This window comes from Thermogemmatispora sp., from assembly GCF_042408735.1.
GTDB lineage: Bacteria > Chloroflexota > Ktedonobacteria > Ktedonobacterales > Ktedonobacteraceae > Thermogemmatispora.
The window spans coordinates 25,510-40,839 of sequence record NZ_JBHOQV010000109.1; the positions used below are offsets into that span (position 1 = coordinate 25,510).

General features: G+C 61.2%; 12 protein-coding genes and 1 pseudogene. 8 read left to right on the forward strand and 5 right to left on the reverse strand.

Annotated features, from left to right (window positions below; genetic code table 11):
* Positions 1–54: 54 nt before the first annotated feature.
* Both trpS and ACFMO7_RS09085 read right to left on the reverse strand, forming a co-directional pair.
* On the reverse strand, positions 55–1,098 hold the full coding sequence (gene trpS / locus ACFMO7_RS09080; RefSeq protein WP_376795167.1) for a tryptophan--tRNA ligase: 1,044 nt from the start codon (positions 1,096–1,098) through the stop codon (positions 55–57).
* A gap of 624 nt (positions 1,099–1,722) precedes the next feature.
* Positions 1,723–2,460 carry a histidine phosphatase family protein gene (locus ACFMO7_RS09085; protein ID WP_376795168.1) on the reverse strand — a complete coding sequence of 246 codons (738 nt, stop codon included), beginning with the start codon at positions 2,458–2,460 and terminating at the stop codon, positions 1,723–1,725.
* A gap of 392 nt (positions 2,461–2,852) precedes the next feature.
* Here ACFMO7_RS09085 and ACFMO7_RS09090 point away from each other — a divergent pair, with 392 nt between their 5' ends.
* The 7 genes and pseudogenes from ACFMO7_RS09090 (at position 2,853) to ACFMO7_RS09120 (ending at position 9,157) form a co-directional block, all read left to right on the forward strand.
* Positions 2,853–3,557, forward strand: a complete 705-nt coding sequence (locus ACFMO7_RS09090; RefSeq protein WP_376795169.1) for a metal-dependent transcriptional regulator — start codon at positions 2,853–2,855, stop codon at positions 3,555–3,557.
* A 522-nt stretch (positions 3,558–4,079) separates the two neighbouring features.
* Positions 4,080–4,952 carry an FTR1 family protein gene (locus tag ACFMO7_RS09095; protein WP_376795170.1) on the forward strand — a complete coding sequence of 291 codons (873 nt, stop codon included), beginning with the start codon at positions 4,080–4,082 and terminating at the stop codon, positions 4,950–4,952.
* Positions 4,953–5,658: 706 nt separating this feature from the next.
* A pseudogene (locus ACFMO7_RS09100) lies at positions 5,659–6,150 on the forward strand (RRXRR domain-containing protein); the annotation flags it as partial.
* Positions 6,151–6,192: 42 nt separating this feature from the next.
* Positions 6,193–6,348, forward strand: a complete 156-nt coding sequence (locus tag ACFMO7_RS09105; RefSeq protein WP_376795223.1) for a hypothetical protein — start codon at positions 6,193–6,195, stop codon at positions 6,346–6,348.
* Positions 6,291–7,007 (forward strand): HNH endonuclease, encoded by a 717-nt coding sequence (locus ACFMO7_RS09110; RefSeq protein WP_376795220.1) that lies wholly within the window; start codon positions 6,291–6,293, stop codon positions 7,005–7,007. The genes ACFMO7_RS09105 and ACFMO7_RS09110 overlap by 58 nt, the downstream gene beginning before the upstream one ends.
* A 40-nt stretch (positions 7,008–7,047) precedes the next feature.
* On the forward strand, positions 7,048–8,721 hold the full coding sequence (locus ACFMO7_RS09115; protein ID WP_376795171.1) for an O-antigen ligase family protein: 1,674 nt from the start codon (positions 7,048–7,050) through the stop codon (positions 8,719–8,721).
* A gap of 121 nt (positions 8,722–8,842) precedes the next feature.
* Complete coding sequence (locus ACFMO7_RS09120) at positions 8,843–9,157, forward strand: DUF3307 domain-containing protein (RefSeq protein WP_376795172.1); 315 nt, start codon at positions 8,843–8,845, stop codon at positions 9,155–9,157.
* Here the strand turns inward: ACFMO7_RS09120 and ACFMO7_RS09125 are convergent.
* From ACFMO7_RS09125 to ACFMO7_RS09135, 3 genes are all read right to left on the reverse strand, one after another.
* Complete coding sequence (locus tag ACFMO7_RS09125; RefSeq protein ID WP_376795173.1) at positions 9,123–10,163, reverse strand: YihY/virulence factor BrkB family protein; 1,041 nt, start codon at positions 10,161–10,163, stop codon at positions 9,123–9,125. The genes ACFMO7_RS09120 and ACFMO7_RS09125 overlap by 35 nt on opposite strands.
* Positions 10,164–10,326: 163 nt before the next feature.
* Positions 10,327–11,046 carry a zinc ribbon domain-containing protein gene (locus ACFMO7_RS09130; protein WP_376795174.1) on the reverse strand — a complete coding sequence of 240 codons (720 nt, stop codon included), beginning with the start codon at positions 11,044–11,046 and terminating at the stop codon, positions 10,327–10,329.
* Between the two features lie 337 nt (positions 11,047–11,383).
* A complete protein-coding gene (locus ACFMO7_RS09135) occupies positions 11,384–12,754 on the reverse strand; it encodes a helix-turn-helix domain-containing protein (RefSeq protein ID WP_376795175.1) in 1,371 nt (456 codons plus the stop codon).
* Positions 12,755–13,096: 342 nt separating this feature from the next.
* Between ACFMO7_RS09135 and ACFMO7_RS09140 the strand changes: the two genes are divergently transcribed.
* The gene (locus ACFMO7_RS09140; RefSeq protein WP_376795176.1) at positions 13,097–15,289 is read left to right on the forward strand and encodes a type IIA DNA topoisomerase subunit B; all 2,193 of its coding nucleotides are present in this window, start codon (positions 13,097–13,099) and stop codon (positions 15,287–15,289) included.
* Positions 15,290–15,330: the final 41 nt, after the last annotated feature.

A 15,330-nucleotide genomic window follows, 5' to 3' on the forward strand; every position in this document is an offset into this window, starting at 1 on the left:
GGGCAGGGGCGGTTCTGATCGATCTGGGCCTGAGAACCTGGGCCGCGGCCGCGTCTAGCCGAGACCGATCACTTCCTTCATGCGCTGCAAGGTGGCCTCGGCGATTGGGCGGACCGTATCGGCCCCGGCCCGCAGGATGGCCTCCAGCTCAGCCGGATCGCGCATGTACTCCTGATAGCGACGCTGGATCGGCTCCAGCGTGGCCACCACCACCTCTGTCAGGCGCGCCTTCAGGTCGCCGTAGCCTTTGCCCTCAAACTCCGCCTCGATTTCCTCGCGCGAGCGCTCCGTCAGCGCCTGATAGATCGTCAACAGATTGTTGATCCCGGGCCGCTCGGGATCGAAGCGGATCAGGCGCAGCGAATCCGTAGTTGCCCGCGCGATCTTCTGCTTGATGGTCTTCGGGTCATCGAGGAGGTTGATTCGCGAGCCAGGATTAGGATTCGTCTTGCTCATCTTCTGAGTTGGATCGGTGAGCGACATGATGCGCGCTCCCACCTCACGGATGAGCGGCTCCGGGATGGTGAAGACCTCCTGGCGGTAAAGGTGGTTGAAACGCTGGGCCAGATCGCGCGTCAGCTCCAGGTGCTGACGCTGGTCTTCGCCGACGGGGACCAGGTGCGTCTGGTAGAGGAGAATGTCGCAGGCCATCAGCACCGGGTACATATAGATGCCCGCTCCCACCGTCTCCTGATTCTCGCCGGCCTTGGCCTTGAATTGGGTCATGCGGTTCAGCCAGCCCATCGGCGTGAAACAGCCCAGGATCCAGCTCGCCTCGGCGTGCTGACGCACGTGTGACTGCACAAAAAGCTTGCAGTAGCGCGTATCGAGGCCACAGGCCAGGTAAATGGCGGCCAGCTTGCGGATATTCTGGTGCAGCTCCTGGGGATCGATCGGCAGCGTAATCGCGTGCAGATCCACGATGCAGTAGATGTTGTCGTATTCTGTCTGCGTCCGTACCCAATTGCGGATGGCCCCCAGATAGTTGCCCAGATGGATATCGCCGCTCGGTTGGATGCCGGAGAACGTGCGCTTTTTCACTGGCGGTGCGCTACTGCTGCTCGTCTGTACCTGTTGATCGTGACCAAGAGTCGTCATTTGGGAAAGACCTCCATCCATCGGGGCCTGCTGCCCGAGCGTAGTGACTGGCAACAGCCTGCCAGCATGTCTTGCCTGCCTGCCTGCCTCCATGTCTGCCTCTGGGGAGAGGCAGGAGCAAGGCCGGTGGTGCGGCCCAGCGTGCTGAGTGGGACGAGTGCGAACCAACCAATAAAAAACGCTTCTCGTCGCAGGGACGAGAAGCGTGAAGCTTTCGTGGTGCCACCCTTCTTCAGACCTTGACTGAGCGCCTGCAAGCGGTGAAGCAATCCGCTCACCGCTGGCCGCGAATCTGGGACGTGCCAGCCTGCGGCGGCCAAGGTCCCTCGTTGCCGGGTACGCTCTGATACCCTGTCCTCGGTAACGGGGGACGTTCCGGGAGTCTGCTACTGCTCTGCTCGTCTGCCCGGCGAGAGAGGTTCGCGCTCCAGCTCACAGGCCCATTCTACGACTGCTGCCGCATCGGTTTCCACCGGTCCCGACTCTCTGGTGCGCAGCGCTGTCGTATACTTCTCCTGCTCGCCGCTCTTTCGGTATGCTCCTTTGTGTCAGGATCCTCGAGCGGATCCAGGTTGTGACATTTATCCTTCTGGGCAAGAGTATAGATGACCGGGGAAGGCTGTGTCAAGGGGCTGCCGAAAGCCCCTCGGCCAGGGGCGAGGTTCTGGGCTTCTCAGCGTACTGAAGCTGGCCGGGAACCAGTTCGGCGGCCTGACCAGAGAGGTGGGCGGTGCTGGCCCACAGGCGCAAATTGCCGACGAGCACCTCCTCAAAAGCGTGCAGCTCGATTTCCGTGATGGCGCAGTTGTCCATTGCTCCGTGGTAAATGGGGGCGCGATCGGCGTTATAGCAGAGAGACTTCACCAGGACGGTGAAGATGCCGCCGTGGCCAGCAATGATGATCCGCCGTCCGCTCTGGCCGGCGATCGCCTTGCGCAGGCCCTGACGAATACGCTGCAGCAGCTCCAGGAAGTTCTCCCCATCGGGAAAGCGCGTCAGGTAGTTGCCGCTGTACCAATCAGCGATGATCTGGTCGTGAAGCTTCCAGTGCTCGATCGTCGGAGGACGGCGCTCAAGATCGCCGACGTTGATCTCGCGAAATTCCTCCAGCAAACTGACCGGGAGGGCCAGGGACTCGGCGATGATCTCGGCGGTCTGGCGTGCCCGCCTCAGCGGCGAGGCGTAGATTGCGTCGATGGGGTGGCCTCGAAAAAAATCGGCGGTCTGCCTGGCTTGCAGCAGACCCTTGGCATTGAGGGGATAATCGACAAGACGATAGGAAAATTCCTTGGTCAGATTGGCTGGGTTCTCTCCGTGACGTACAAGATAAATCGTATTGGTTAATACAGTGCTGCTACTCATTCGCTCCTTTTTGGTAAAATCTCTTCATAAGGTACAAAAACGCGGATGAGCGAGTCCGCTTCTCCTCAGCTTGACCTGAGAGAGCGGCGGCTCAGCTCACTCTCATCGTATCACACCAGGCGGGCTGCTGTCCAAAGCAAAGCCTCGACAGTTGAGGCAGCGAAAGAAAGGCCAGGCTCTGATGATCAGGACTCAGCAGGGCAGGTGCGCCAGGGCTGCCCTTAGTTTCGCGGGAGAGCCTGGCCACCCTCATGTCCACGGCCAGATGGGCGTTGGCGCCGTAAGGAAGCTAGCGTTGATTTGGCATTGCCTGCTTGATATGCTATACTGCTCGTGGGGTAGTATCGCCATTTGCACGAGTTCTGGCCAGCAGCAAAGGGAACGGAAGGAACATGAAGACCGCAGAGTCAGTGAGTCAGACTGTTGAGGAATACCTTGAGACCATCTATAACATGAGCATGGAGGGAGAAACAGTTATTGGTGCTAGACTGGCCCAAAAATTCGGTGTTGCTCCTCCGACTGTTACCGAGACGCTCAAGCGGCTTGTCCGCGATGGATATGTAGAGATGGACAGCAAGCGACAGGTGCGTCTCACGGAAGCCGGCTATCGGATCGCTGAGTCCGTGCTTCGGCGTCATCGTCTTGCTGAGCGTTTCCTGGTCGATCTTTTGGGAATGGAGTGGCACCAGGTGCATGAAGAGGCTTGCCGCCTGGAGCACGTCATTTCGGGCAAATTTGAGGAGCACGTCATCCTCAATCTCAAGGAGCCGACTACCTGTCCGCATGGCAATCCCATTCCGGGTCTGGTCCCCAACGCGCGGACCTATCTGAGCGACTGCGGTGCTGTGCGGCTCTCTACTCTGGCGCCGGGCGAGACGGCCACGATCCTGCTCATTTCGGAAGTGGTCGAGGACGAGTCGGCCCTCATTCTCTATCTGCATCAGCGTGGGCTGACGCCGGGCACGCGCCTGACGGTCGTCTCTCAGGGCCGCAGGCTCAACCCTGAAGATAGCGAGGAGAGCGTTGTGCTCCTGGTTGATCAGCGAGAAGTAGCCATTATGAAGTCTATCGCCCCCAAGATCTGGGTGACGCGCTAGACGAGGCCCCGCTTGTGCCGCGACGGGGAGCAGTTTCCCCGGCTCGGAGTGTAGCAAGGGATCGAAAGAGAGTGGCCTGATGGAGAGGACCCGTTGCCAGCCTCGGGGTTTCACCCCCAGAGGCAGGTCGGGTTTCTCACCGGCTTCAGTCCTTCCCCTTGTCAGAGAGAGATAGAGATCCCCCTGTAGCTGTTCCTATCACCGACCTCCTCCGCCTCTGCCCGCGAGTCCTCTGGCGACGCCTGCTAGCCAGACGGCGCCTGACCAAGGAAGTGGTGCGGGTCTGCCGCTTGCGGGCAGCGCTGTGGGGGATGACCTCCTCTCCCAAGGCTCTGGTGGGGCGTGTGACGGGATCTGCAACCCTGACCGCTGCCTCTCGCTGCCATCTCTTGCCACGGGTGCTATTATTTAGAATAGGCTCATATCTGAGTGACCAACTTGGATTTGGAGAGGGGGGAAGGGAGGCGGGGGAGCCAATAACTCGCTGCGCTGTTCAGCGGAAAGTGGAGAGAGTGCTCTTCAATGCTGGCGACTGCAATTCTCTATCTACGTGAGGGGCTTGAGGCCAGCCTGATCGTGAGCATCCTTCTGGCGGCCCTGCGCCAGTTGCAGCTGATGCGCCAGGCGCGGGCGGTCTGGATAGGGGTCGCGCTGGCGGTTTTATGCTCCTTCCTGGCTGCATTGATCTTGTATGTCACGGTCCGCATCTACGATGGGACCTGGTTTGAGGCGGTTTTTGAGACCGTCACCTATCTGGTGGCGGTGGTCCTCCTGACCTCGATGACTTTCTGGATGCAGCACCATAGCCGCACCTTGAAGCGCGAGATGATGACGAAGGCCAGTATGGCCAGCTCGGGCTTCGCCTTGGGCCTGCTCGCCTTCACCTCGGTTGGGCGCGAGGGTCTGGAGACCGCTTTCTTTACGCTGGCCTTTGCTCTGCAGACTCACGAGGCCCCCTTGCTGATGGTGGGTGCGCTGATTGGGCTGGTGCTGGCTGTGGCTCTCTGCTTCCTGATCTATCGCCTGGGCTACCGCCTGGACTATCGCCTCTTTTTCCGGAGCATGGGACTGCTTCTGCTCTTCTTCGCCGCTGGCCTGCTCGGAAATGCCGTGCAGACCATGCAGGAGGAGTTGCATTGGCTGCCATTTGGCACCGCGGTGCTCTGGGATAGCAGCGGCTGGCTGAGCGACGAGAGCACTGTAGGCAGCTTGCTGCATGGCCTGCTTGGCTACAGTGATGCCCCGACACTCCTGCAGGCTGCTGTCTACCTGGCCTTCTTACTGATCTTTGGAACGCTCTTCTGGCGTCTGACGCGCAAGCCGGTTGCTCAGAGACCGGCCCAGCCGCCGCAGTCCCTGCCCTCGGAGGCCGCTGCGGGAGGAGCTTCACGTTGAGAGGCAGCGGCAGGGCATGGCGAACGCTTCAGCCCTGCCAGGCCCGCGGGTTCCCTTTCCACGAACATCGGGCAGCAGACGGCAGAAGCGCTGATCGAGCAGGTGGCTGGAAGGCTACTCCCGATTGTTGGCTGTTGCGTGCTGACCTGTCCTCCGTCGCCTGCTCTCCGTTTCCCCTTTCCAGCGGTGGTCGCCGCCAGTAATCCCCCAGGCGTACCCAAGTCGGCTATTGAAACCTCAAGCGCAAGCTTTCCGCCAGGCTTATGCTACAATGGGAAGGTCGGACGCACTATGCCTGCTCCTGCCAGTCAACAGCGAGCAGAGAGGGAGGGAGCCGTCTCTCGCTGCTGAGCCGGTAGACCACTGACGCTCCCATTCCATTGGTTAAGTGCGACGAATTGGTCCTTTCTATCGATCTATAGCTATGGAGAGCAAGTCATAGATCCCACGGCTCTGACCAGCCCAAGCGGCTGAGCCGAAGGACAGGGCGAGGAAGCCGCTCCATCGTCGGCAGGCCAGAGACCCACTCTGGGATGCTTCCCCAGTCTCGGACCCGGAAGCTCCGACTGCAGATAACCTTCGAGGTGTGGGCGAAACGGGTCGGAGCAGATGGCCGGCCGGCGACTTGGGTGAGGGGCGCGGTCCGGAAGAGTCCGCCTGGGCCCGTTCCCGGCCCAGTAAGGGGTTCGGAAGGAAGGGATGGATCATGGTGTTTGTGCTGGACAAGAGCAGGCAGCCGCTCGTGCCGTGCTCGGAGAAGCGAGCACAGTTGTTCCTGGAGCGCGGACGCGCCCTTGTCCACCGACTCCATCCGTTCACGATCAGGCTCAAAGACCGGCGACGTGAAGAGAGTCTGCTGCAGCCCGACGGACTGCAGCTCGATCGAGGCGGCAAGGTTACTGGGGGGGCGGTTGTGCGCCGGGAAGAGACGGCGGATGGTCCCTGGGATCATGCCTTGCACCTGGCGGCGATCGCCCACCGTGGAGATGCCCTTCGGGAGCGGATGCAGCAACGCGCGGCATACCGCTGCCGGAGGAGGCAGGCCAATCTGCGCTCCCGCGCCCCAAGGTTCAACGATCGCCGGAGGGCAAGCGGCTGGTTCCCGCCTTCGTTGCGGAGCCGGATTGAGCACGTCCTCCCATAGGGGAGCCGGTATCGGCGCCTGGCACCCATCGCTTTTATCGAGGTCGAGACCGTCCGGTTTGACACGCAGGCGCTCCGGATCCCGGAGATCTCTGGTATGGAGTACCAGCGTGGCGAGCTGGTCGGCTATGAAGTCCGCCAGTACTTGCTAGAACAATGGGGACGCCGCTGTGTGTGTACTGCGGCCCTGAGAACGTGCCGCTGGAGCTGGAGCACAGCCTTCCGCAGTCGAGAGGCGGCATTGATCGGGTGAGTAACCTCACAGTGGCCTGCCGTGCCTGCGACCAGGCCAGGGGGAACCGGACGGCAAAGGAGGATGGCCACCCGGAAGGGCAAGCCGGAGCGAAGGTGCCGCCGAAGGAGGCCACGGCCGTCAACACGACGCGCCGCCTGATCCGGAACGGTCTGCTCACCCTGGGCCGAGCGGTTCGCTCCTGGACGGGCGGGCGGACGAAGGGGAACCGGGAACGGTTTGGGCTCCCGAAGACGCAGGCGTTGGACGCACTGTGCGTGGGCGATCTGGCCGGTGTCTTCGGCTGGCAGGCCCCGCTTCTGGAAAGCAGGGCGCTGGGCCGCGGCCAGCGGTGCCGGACGAACGTGGACACCCACGGTTTTCCGCGCGGATCCCGGATGCGTTCCAAGACGGTGCGCGGATGTCGTACGGGGTGTCATACGGGGGGATCTGGTGCGTGCGGCAGTTCCAACGGGCAAGCGCACCGGCGTCCAGAGTGGCCCTGTGGCCGTGCGCGCCTCTGGATCCTTTCGAGTCGGACAAGCGGATCGGATGGGATTTCGTGGAGGTGGTGTCGCCTGCTTCAACGGGCAGATGGATATGGATACGGGTATACAACAAAAGGAAGGCGCGGCGCCTTCTCCCCAGGCGGGAACGCCGTGACTTCCGGCGCCACATGATTTGCTGAAACCCGGAATATAGGGAAGGTTTTATCCAAGAATGAACGAAAAAGTACTTCCTTCCAATGCGCCGGAGGCCGGAGCACAGCGGGCGCCCCTCGCTGGATTTGGGGCGCCTGGGTCAAGCTCTTCCGCTCCCGGCTCCCCCAGCCATCACCTTCTATCGCCTTTCTGGCTTGATCGCCTGCTGGAAGCCGGCCTGGTTCTCTCGATGGCCCTCTACTATTGTGCCGGCAATGCCCATCTGGGATCAGGGCCGTTCTTCCATCTGTCCCCGCTCTGGACGCTGCCTTTCCTCCTGGTGTTTATGGTCCTCTGCTGGTATCGCCCAGCGATGGCCATCGCGCTCCTGCCACTCTCTTTGCCCTTCTATTTGCTGCAAAAAACGGTTGCAAGCCATTACAGCTTCAGCGCGGCGGAAATCAGTCTCTGGAGTTGCACCATCGTAGTACTATGCCAGGCGGCTCTGAGGCGGCAGCGCTGGCCCTACTGGCTCGCCTGGTCAGAGCTGAGGGCACGGCTGGGTCCTCTGCTGTGGCCGATTCTCTTCTTCCTGGGGGCCTCGGCCTTTTCTATCGTCATCGCCTATAACCGCACGGTAGCGTTGCGAGCCTTTCGCGAAGAAGTCCTTGATCCTCTGCTCTATCTGCTGCTGGCTCTCTACTGTCTGCGCACGCGTCAGGACCTGGTGAGGCTGCTGCTGGCCCTCTTTGCCGCGGGCTTGCTGATTGCCCTGCTTGGCCTGGGTCAATATGCAGACTTTCTCTCTCACGGTGCCAGCCTCAGCGATGTGCCGCGCATCAACACTGTCTATGGCAGTGCTAACAGCGTAGGACTACTCTTTGACTACACACTCCCCGTTGGGCTAGCCCTCATTCTCATGCCGCGCACGGCGATGGGGAGCTTCCTGGCTTCCTGGCGCTGTCGCCTGCTGGCCCTGGCGCTCTGTCTGCCGTTGATTGTCGTGCTCTATCTCACGCGCTCGGGAGGTGCCTGGGCGGCCTGCCTGGGCGCCGTGGTCTTTCTGATCGCCTGCACCATTGCGGATCGGCAGCTCCTGCTGATCTGTGGGGTCGGTTTTGTGCTGCTGGCGGGGCTGGGGCTCCTCTTCTTCCACAACAACATTGGCACCTATTTGATGGAGCGCCATGCCAATGCCCAGGGAATTGGCACGCTGACCAAGCGCCTTTACCTCTGGGAGAGTGCCCTCCATATGATCAAGGACAGTCCCGTGACCGGTTATGGTCTCGATAACTGGCTCTGTCACTATAGCCTGAACAGCGTCTGCCATACCACCAATCTCTACCACTACTGGATCACCACCGATCCACAGACCCACCGGCCAACCGGCTTGCGTTACGAGCCGGATCTCTCCCATCCACATAATATTGTTCTGCAGATCTGGGTCAGTGTTGGCCTGGTGGGCCTGCTGGCCTTTCTGATGGTGCTCATGCTCTTCTTCTGGCTTCTCTTCCGCATTCTGAGGCACCTCTATCGCCAGGCTGAAGCTGATCCCTGGCTAGTCTGGGGAGCGCTAAGCGTGGGGGGTGCGATGGTGGCAGCTCTTATCCAGGGAATGGTCGATAGCTCTGTCCTGGAGCAGGATCTGGCCTTCTGCTTCTGGATACTGATCCTGGCCCTCTTGCTGGTGCGCCTCTTATCGAAAACACCCTGGCGGAGCGGGAACGCTTCGGCTCCGGTGGGCGTGGTGTAAGCTAGCTCACTGTCAAACTGCGAGCTAGCTCATAGTCCGGCCACCCCTCTGGCGCTAGGCTAAGCTGAAAGGCCCGATTATGTGGCCTTTACCTGAGTTCCAGAGCCAGAGGGGATGGCCGATGCTTGTCAGCACTTTTTGGTCGACACTGCTCACCTGGCTGGCCTGCCATTTTGTAGGCGACTTCGCCTTCCAGAGTAGCTGGATGGCCTTCGAAAAAGGCAAGAGTTGGGAAGTCACCTTCTATCACTGTGCCACTTATACTGCGCCCTTCGTTCTCTTCGCCCACCCCTCAATCCAGGCAATCGCCCTGCTCTTCACGACTCATCTCATTATTGATCCGCTCAAAGCGCGCTACCATGTTATTAATTCGCTCTGGGTAGACCAGCTACTGCACATCGTCACGATTGTGCTGATTGTTCTCTTGCATCTCTAGTCCCTGAGGCGATCGTTCCCGGGGGAGCAGCAGGCCCGGCGGGCGGCTGTGCCGAGGCGGACCCTTCCTTGCTGTAGCTGTTGGCCACCAGGGTCACCAGGTCGGCGGGAGCCGAGCGGATCTTCTCGCCGAAGAAGGCATTGACTTCCGCCCCGAGCAAGAGAATCACTGCGAAGTAGTAGAAGAAGGTCACCAGAATGATGGCGAAGCCGATCTGGCCGCCCAGGCCGCTTAGAAAGCGGGCGGCGTAGAGCGAGAAGAGGGCCAGGTAAATCTGGGTCAGGACTGCGGCCAGCAGCGCCCCACGCCAGGTGGAGCGCCAGCGGATGCGGCGGTTAGGTACGAAGGTATAGATCGTCAGGAAGAAGACCCAGGAGATGGCCAGGCCGCCGAGCAGGCCGCCGAAGCTAAAAACAAAGCCACTGCCGGGGATCTGGCCAAGGGGGGTCTTTTCCAGGAACGAGATCACCAGGGCTGGCAGGCTGGCAGCCAGGACCATCAGCGGGGTCAGCACGGCAAAGAGCAGGAGCATGCCCAGGGCCATCAAGTTCTGTTGAAGCAGGGCGCGCGGGCGCCGTCGATAGATGATCCCGAAGCAGCCCTCGAGCAAAACAAAGAGACGCGAGCCAGTAAAGAGAGCGATCAAGATAGAGACGATGCCCAGCGGGCCGGAGACGCGGTTGAGCTGACGCAGAAGGGCGTCGATCAGCTCGGGAGAAGCCGTCATCCGGGGAAAGATCGAGAGGATCACCTGACTGAGGTAGGTTCGCACCTCTGCCTTTCCCAGCAGCAGGCCAGGGATGGCCAAGAGGGCCACGGCCAGCGGAGCCATAGCTGTCAGCAGGTTAAAGGCCAGAGCTGCTGCCAGGTTCATCACCCAGTCGTTATTAAACTTGACGAAAAAGGCTTGAACGCGCTGCACGATCTTCCCCACATGAAGGCGGTTGGGCGCCGCTGAGTCTCCTCTGCCAGGCTGCTTCCTTTCAGGTACTTCTTCCGTGATCATAGCTATCCACAAAGCTCCAGAAAAAGGCTCCCAGTCTATTCACGCCAGAAAGGTCCTGGGTGTTTCAGCATAGCAGCTCTCCGCTGGCCTGGCAAGAAGCAGCCGGCAGTCCTGGCAGGAAGAGAAGACAGGAGTAAGGTGAGAGAGGGGTGATCGGGCGCCCTCACGGCAGAAGAGCGCCGCACTGACCGCAGTAGCGCTTGCCCGGACGCACGCGGGCCCCACACTGATCGCAGAAAAAGGTCTCATCGCCTGCTGCTGCCTGGCTCTGCTCGCTGACACTGGGGGGAGGAGCAGAGGGGGGAACTGCCGGGTGAATGGGCGCGGCGGAAGAAGGGACGGAGGCGGATCCCACTGGCCTTGGTGGAGGCGCAGAAGGGGCGGGACCTTCGCTCCGAGTGTTCGTCTGAGCGCTCTGCAAAGCCCTGGCCGCCTTCACCGCCAGGCTTCCGAGAGTGGTGGCTACCTTGAGTCCTCTGGCCAGCTCCTCCATCTCCTGCTTGAGACGCTGGGCGGAAGGCAGAAAGGTGCTGTCAGAAACCTTCTGAAAGAAATCCTGGCCGAGCTGGACCCCCTCCCCATTCCAGGCGAAATGGCCTTCTGCCTGGCTACCATCGTCGAAGAGCAGCTGAAGCTGTCGGCCCTGGCAGAGGTACTGGCCCTCGCGCCGCCTTTCTACGGGGGGATGACCGGCGGCAGGACCGGCATTAGTCAGCAGGCTCTGGGCGGCCTGAGCCAGGCGCGAACGTTCCTGTGTGAGCAGGACAAAGCGCCCGTTAGGCAACAGAATCAAACGGTCGACTCGTCCAGTCAAAGAATCCAGTCCTGGCACCGGCAATGGGCGATGCTGGCACTCATACTGTCCTGTCACAGGCTTCTGCATACGATTCCTCCCCTCGCTGCACGGGCCAGAGAGGTAGGAGCAAGAGAGGAAGAAGGGCGTGCTCGTGCCTCCTCTAGCTCTGGCCTTCTGTCGAACGGTTCCAATTGGCGAAGCCCAGCCCGACCTGAGTAGGCAGGCTGTCCTGTTGTCTATGATGGCTGGCCATCCCCGCAGAGGAGGAGGGCCTGAGCCTTCCTCGCTGAGCGCCTTTCATCCTTGCACCTCGCCGGAGAATCTACGCCTGGCGCACAGGCCAGGTTGCACCACCCGCCCTGGCCGACCCGGCCGCTGCCAGCGGGGGCCAGCCGACCAATCGCGCCGTGCCGGCACGGCCCCTTCACGCCTCGTCTGGCGTAGCCAGGGGATCTTTCCAGTGGCGGCGTGTCTGGGCCAGAGCGCGGGCCACATCAAGCTCATATTCGCCCTCCTTGATCCGCCCGCGCTTGAGCAAATGGCGCCCAAGCAAATCGTGGGCGTGGATCAAGGCCGCCATCCGATGCGTTGGCTTCAGCTCCGCGATTGCGGCCCGAAAAGCCCGCTCTGCTCTCGACTCACCGGTAGGCGGCGCTCCCTGCTCCTGCTCCAGCGCCTCGAAAATCTGGCCCTCGATCAAATAGGCTTCCGCGCGGCGCAGGATATAGCTTTTGCGAGCCGCCTCGTGGGCCTGCTGGACGTACTGCAGCGCCAACTCGTAGCGCTGACACTGCAGCTCAAGGCTGGCCAGATAGGCTGCAGCTGCTGCCACCACACTGGCCTCCTGCTTCTGGCGACGCTCCTCGAGAGCATTTTTGCCCGGCGGAGGCGCCGCAGCCACGCGAGGCTGCCACTTCGCCAGCACCTCCTGCAAGCAAGCGCGGGCCTGGTCCAGGTTCCCCAGGCCCTGGTGGATGAGGGCGATTTCGCAGCTCAGCAAGCTTTCGTTAATCTCATCGCCAATCGAGCGATAGAGCGTGCGAGCGTTCTCCGCGTGGAAGAGGGCGCGTTCCTTCAGCTGGTTAGACTCAACGGCCCACTGCTCATCGTCGCGGTGGCTATCGGCGCGCTCGAACGAGACCAGAGCAAGCCCCCAGTGAGCTTCGGCCACATAGTGGATAGGTGTATCGGGCTGCATCAGCTTCAGCACGATCTCATAGTGATCGTTGGCCAGATCGAGGTGCCCCAGCTCGCGGCAGGTCGCGGCCAGGTGCAGGTGGAGCAGAGTTGCCTCAAGCATCTGCTCTGTTGGCAACCGCTCGGGGCGGAGGGCAGCGGCCTGGAAGAACTGCCTCTGCGCCTCCACGAACTGGCGCAGGCTAAAGAAACACTGGCCCTTCAGCGCATAGAGCCGCCAACGCAACGAGGGGGGAGTATGCTCAATATTGATGGTCTTGATCAGGTCCAGCGCCGCCTTTGCGTGCTTGCTCTCCAACAAGCGCAGGGCGTGATTCAGCCTCTCCTCGTTTTCCTTGTAGCGATTGGCCTCGGCCTCCGACTCTCGCTGCTGCTGGACCAGGACCATCAGATCGTCCAGTGGCAGATTCAGCCGCTCGGCCAGGAAGCGCAGGCTCTCCGGCGAAGGCTCGACGCGGTTGCGCTCGATCTGAGAGATCAAGCTAGTACTGTAGCGACCGTCAGCGACATCCGCCAGCGAGAGGCGTAGACTCTGCCGTGCTGCGCGGATACGCCCTCCTAGCGTGTCAGGAGATACTCGCTTGGCTGGACGTGCCATACGTTCCTTCCGTCCTTCCCGTGATCAGTCTCACTATGCCCTGCTCTGCCGTCCTCCGCTGGGAACGGCTCGTCTGGCGCGGGCATCGGGCATAACACGACTCCCTTTTAAATGTAAAACGATTATAATCAATGACCGTCAAAATTTCAATCAATTTTTTGCCAGCGCTCCTCGGCGGGTTCTGGGCTGCTGACCAGGCAGCGTGCTGGTACTGGATGGCGGGCCGGACCAATCCCGGCAGCCGGGCTAGAACTTTTGGTCCAAAACCCCCTTGACTTTCCCCGGACAAGGCTGTATCCTGTCTCGGCAAGAACAGCAAAGGCAAGAGAGGAACTTTCTCAGATGACTCGTTCCCCCCGGGCGACCGCTGTTCCTGCAGGGGAACCTGTAGGAATAGACGGACAACTTTCACTTTTTTCGGCAGGTACGGTCAACACGGAGGCACAAGAAGAGCAACAACAACCAGCATCGCATGCGCGGGCGGAGCAGGTCGAAGAGCACGGAGGTGGGCAGCGAGAGGAGGAGCGGCCTGGGCGGGCCAGAGGGAGGAGCAGAGAGGGAGCGGCCGGAGCCGGGGCAGGTTCGCCAGGGCCTGGCTACTCGGCTGCCGATATCCAGGTCCTGGAAGGGTTGACGGCCATTCGCCATCGGCCGGGCATGTACATTGGCTCGACCTCGACCTCTGGGCTCCTGCATCTGCTCTGGGAGGCGCTTGATAACGCTGTCGATGAGGCTGTAGCCGGCTACGGTCGCCATATCTGGGTGCGTATCGAGCGCGATGGTCGGGTGACCGTGCGCGACGAAGGGCGCGGTATGCCCTTTGACCCCATGACCTATCAGGGCCGGACGCTGCCAGCGGCGACCGTCATCATGACGGTTCCCCACTCGGGCGGCAAATTTGCCGAGGGGGCCTACAAGACTGCCGGCGGCCTGCACGGGGTCGGGGCAACCGTCATCAATGCCCTGTCCGAAGAGTTGGAATTGACCATCTGGCGCAACGGGCAACAATTCCGGCAGCGCTTCCAGCGCGGCAAGGCGCTGCCTCACGAGATTACCTCCTGTGACCCACGCCTGCATGGGACACAGCTCTGCTGGCTCTACGACCGCAGCATTTTCGATGCCGAGGCCTACTATGCTCCTGAAGCGGTTCAGAGCCGGCTCAAGGCCGCTGCCTATCTCAATCGGGGTGTGGCTTTCCACCTGGATCTCTGGGATGAGGCCAGCGGGCAGCAAGTGCAGCAGCTCTTTTATTCGCGCGAGGGTCTCCCCGATTATGTGCGCGACCTGGCGGCCGGTGGCGCTGCGGGTGGCCAACCCCTCTTCAAGCAGGTGATTGCCATTGCCGGCGAGCGCGATGGGGTCCAGGTGGAGGTCGCTCTGCAGCCGACCACTGGCTTCAGAACGACCCTCTTCAGCTACGCCAATGCTGTGCGCACGCGCGACGGCGGCGTCCATGAAACGGGCTTCAAAGCGGCCCTGACGCGCGTCGTGCACGACTATGCGCTGAAGTGGGGGATCATCAAGAGTCGCGAGAAGGAGGGCTTCCGCCCCGAGGTTATTCAGCAGGGCCTCAACGCCGTCATCTCGGTCAAGCTGAGCAACCCGCAATTTCAGGGCCAGACCAAGGATCGCCTCAACAACGCTCCGGTTGAGGGTATCGTGCGCTCGATCGTCGATGAGGGACTCAAGGACTGGTTTGAGCGCAATCCCTCGGCCGGCAAGGAATGGATCAAGAAAATTCAGCAGATGCAGAAGGCCCGCAACGAGGCTCAGCTAGTCGAGGAGCTGGCCCGCAGCGGCGAGAAGAAAAATGGCGAGCTGATCGATACTTCCCTCTCGCGCAAGTTCCTGAAGTGCAATACGAACGATCCGGCGCGGGCTGAACTCTTCATTGTCGAGGGCGACTCCGCTGGGGGCAGCGCTGGCCAGGGTCGCTTCTCTGAGTATCAGGCGGTGCTGAAGCTGAAGGGGAAGCCCCTGAATGTGGCCAAGGCCGATCTTGAGCGTATCCTGCGCAACGAGGAGATTCGTACGATTATCAATGTTCTCGGCACGGGCACGCGCGATGCCTTTGATATTAGCAGACTGCGCTTCCAGCGCATTATTATCGCCACCGATGCCGATGTCGATGGCCTGCACATCCAGTGTCTGCTGTTGACGCTCTTCCACCAGGAATTTAGCGAGCTGATTGAGCGCGGCCACGTCTACATCGCCTGCCCGCCCCTCTATTCGGTGCGCTATAAGGGGCGCGTCATCTGGCTGCTGGACGACGAGGCGCGCCTGCAGTTTCTGGCCAGCCATCCCGATGCCCAGGGTCTGGAGTTCAAGCGCTATAAGGGACTGGGCGAGATGAATCCCCAGGAGTTGCGCGATACGACCTTCGATCCGGCTCAGCGCACGCTGAAAAGAGTCACACTGGAAGATGCTGTCTTGGCCGCCAGGCTGGTGGCTGAGCTAATGGAGGACCGCAATGCCGAGGCCCGCCGCAGCTTTCTGGCGGAGCACGCGCGCAAGATCAGAGAGATCGATGTCTAGTCGAGGCACGAGGAAGACTCTGGCTTCCAGAGGTGCAGGGA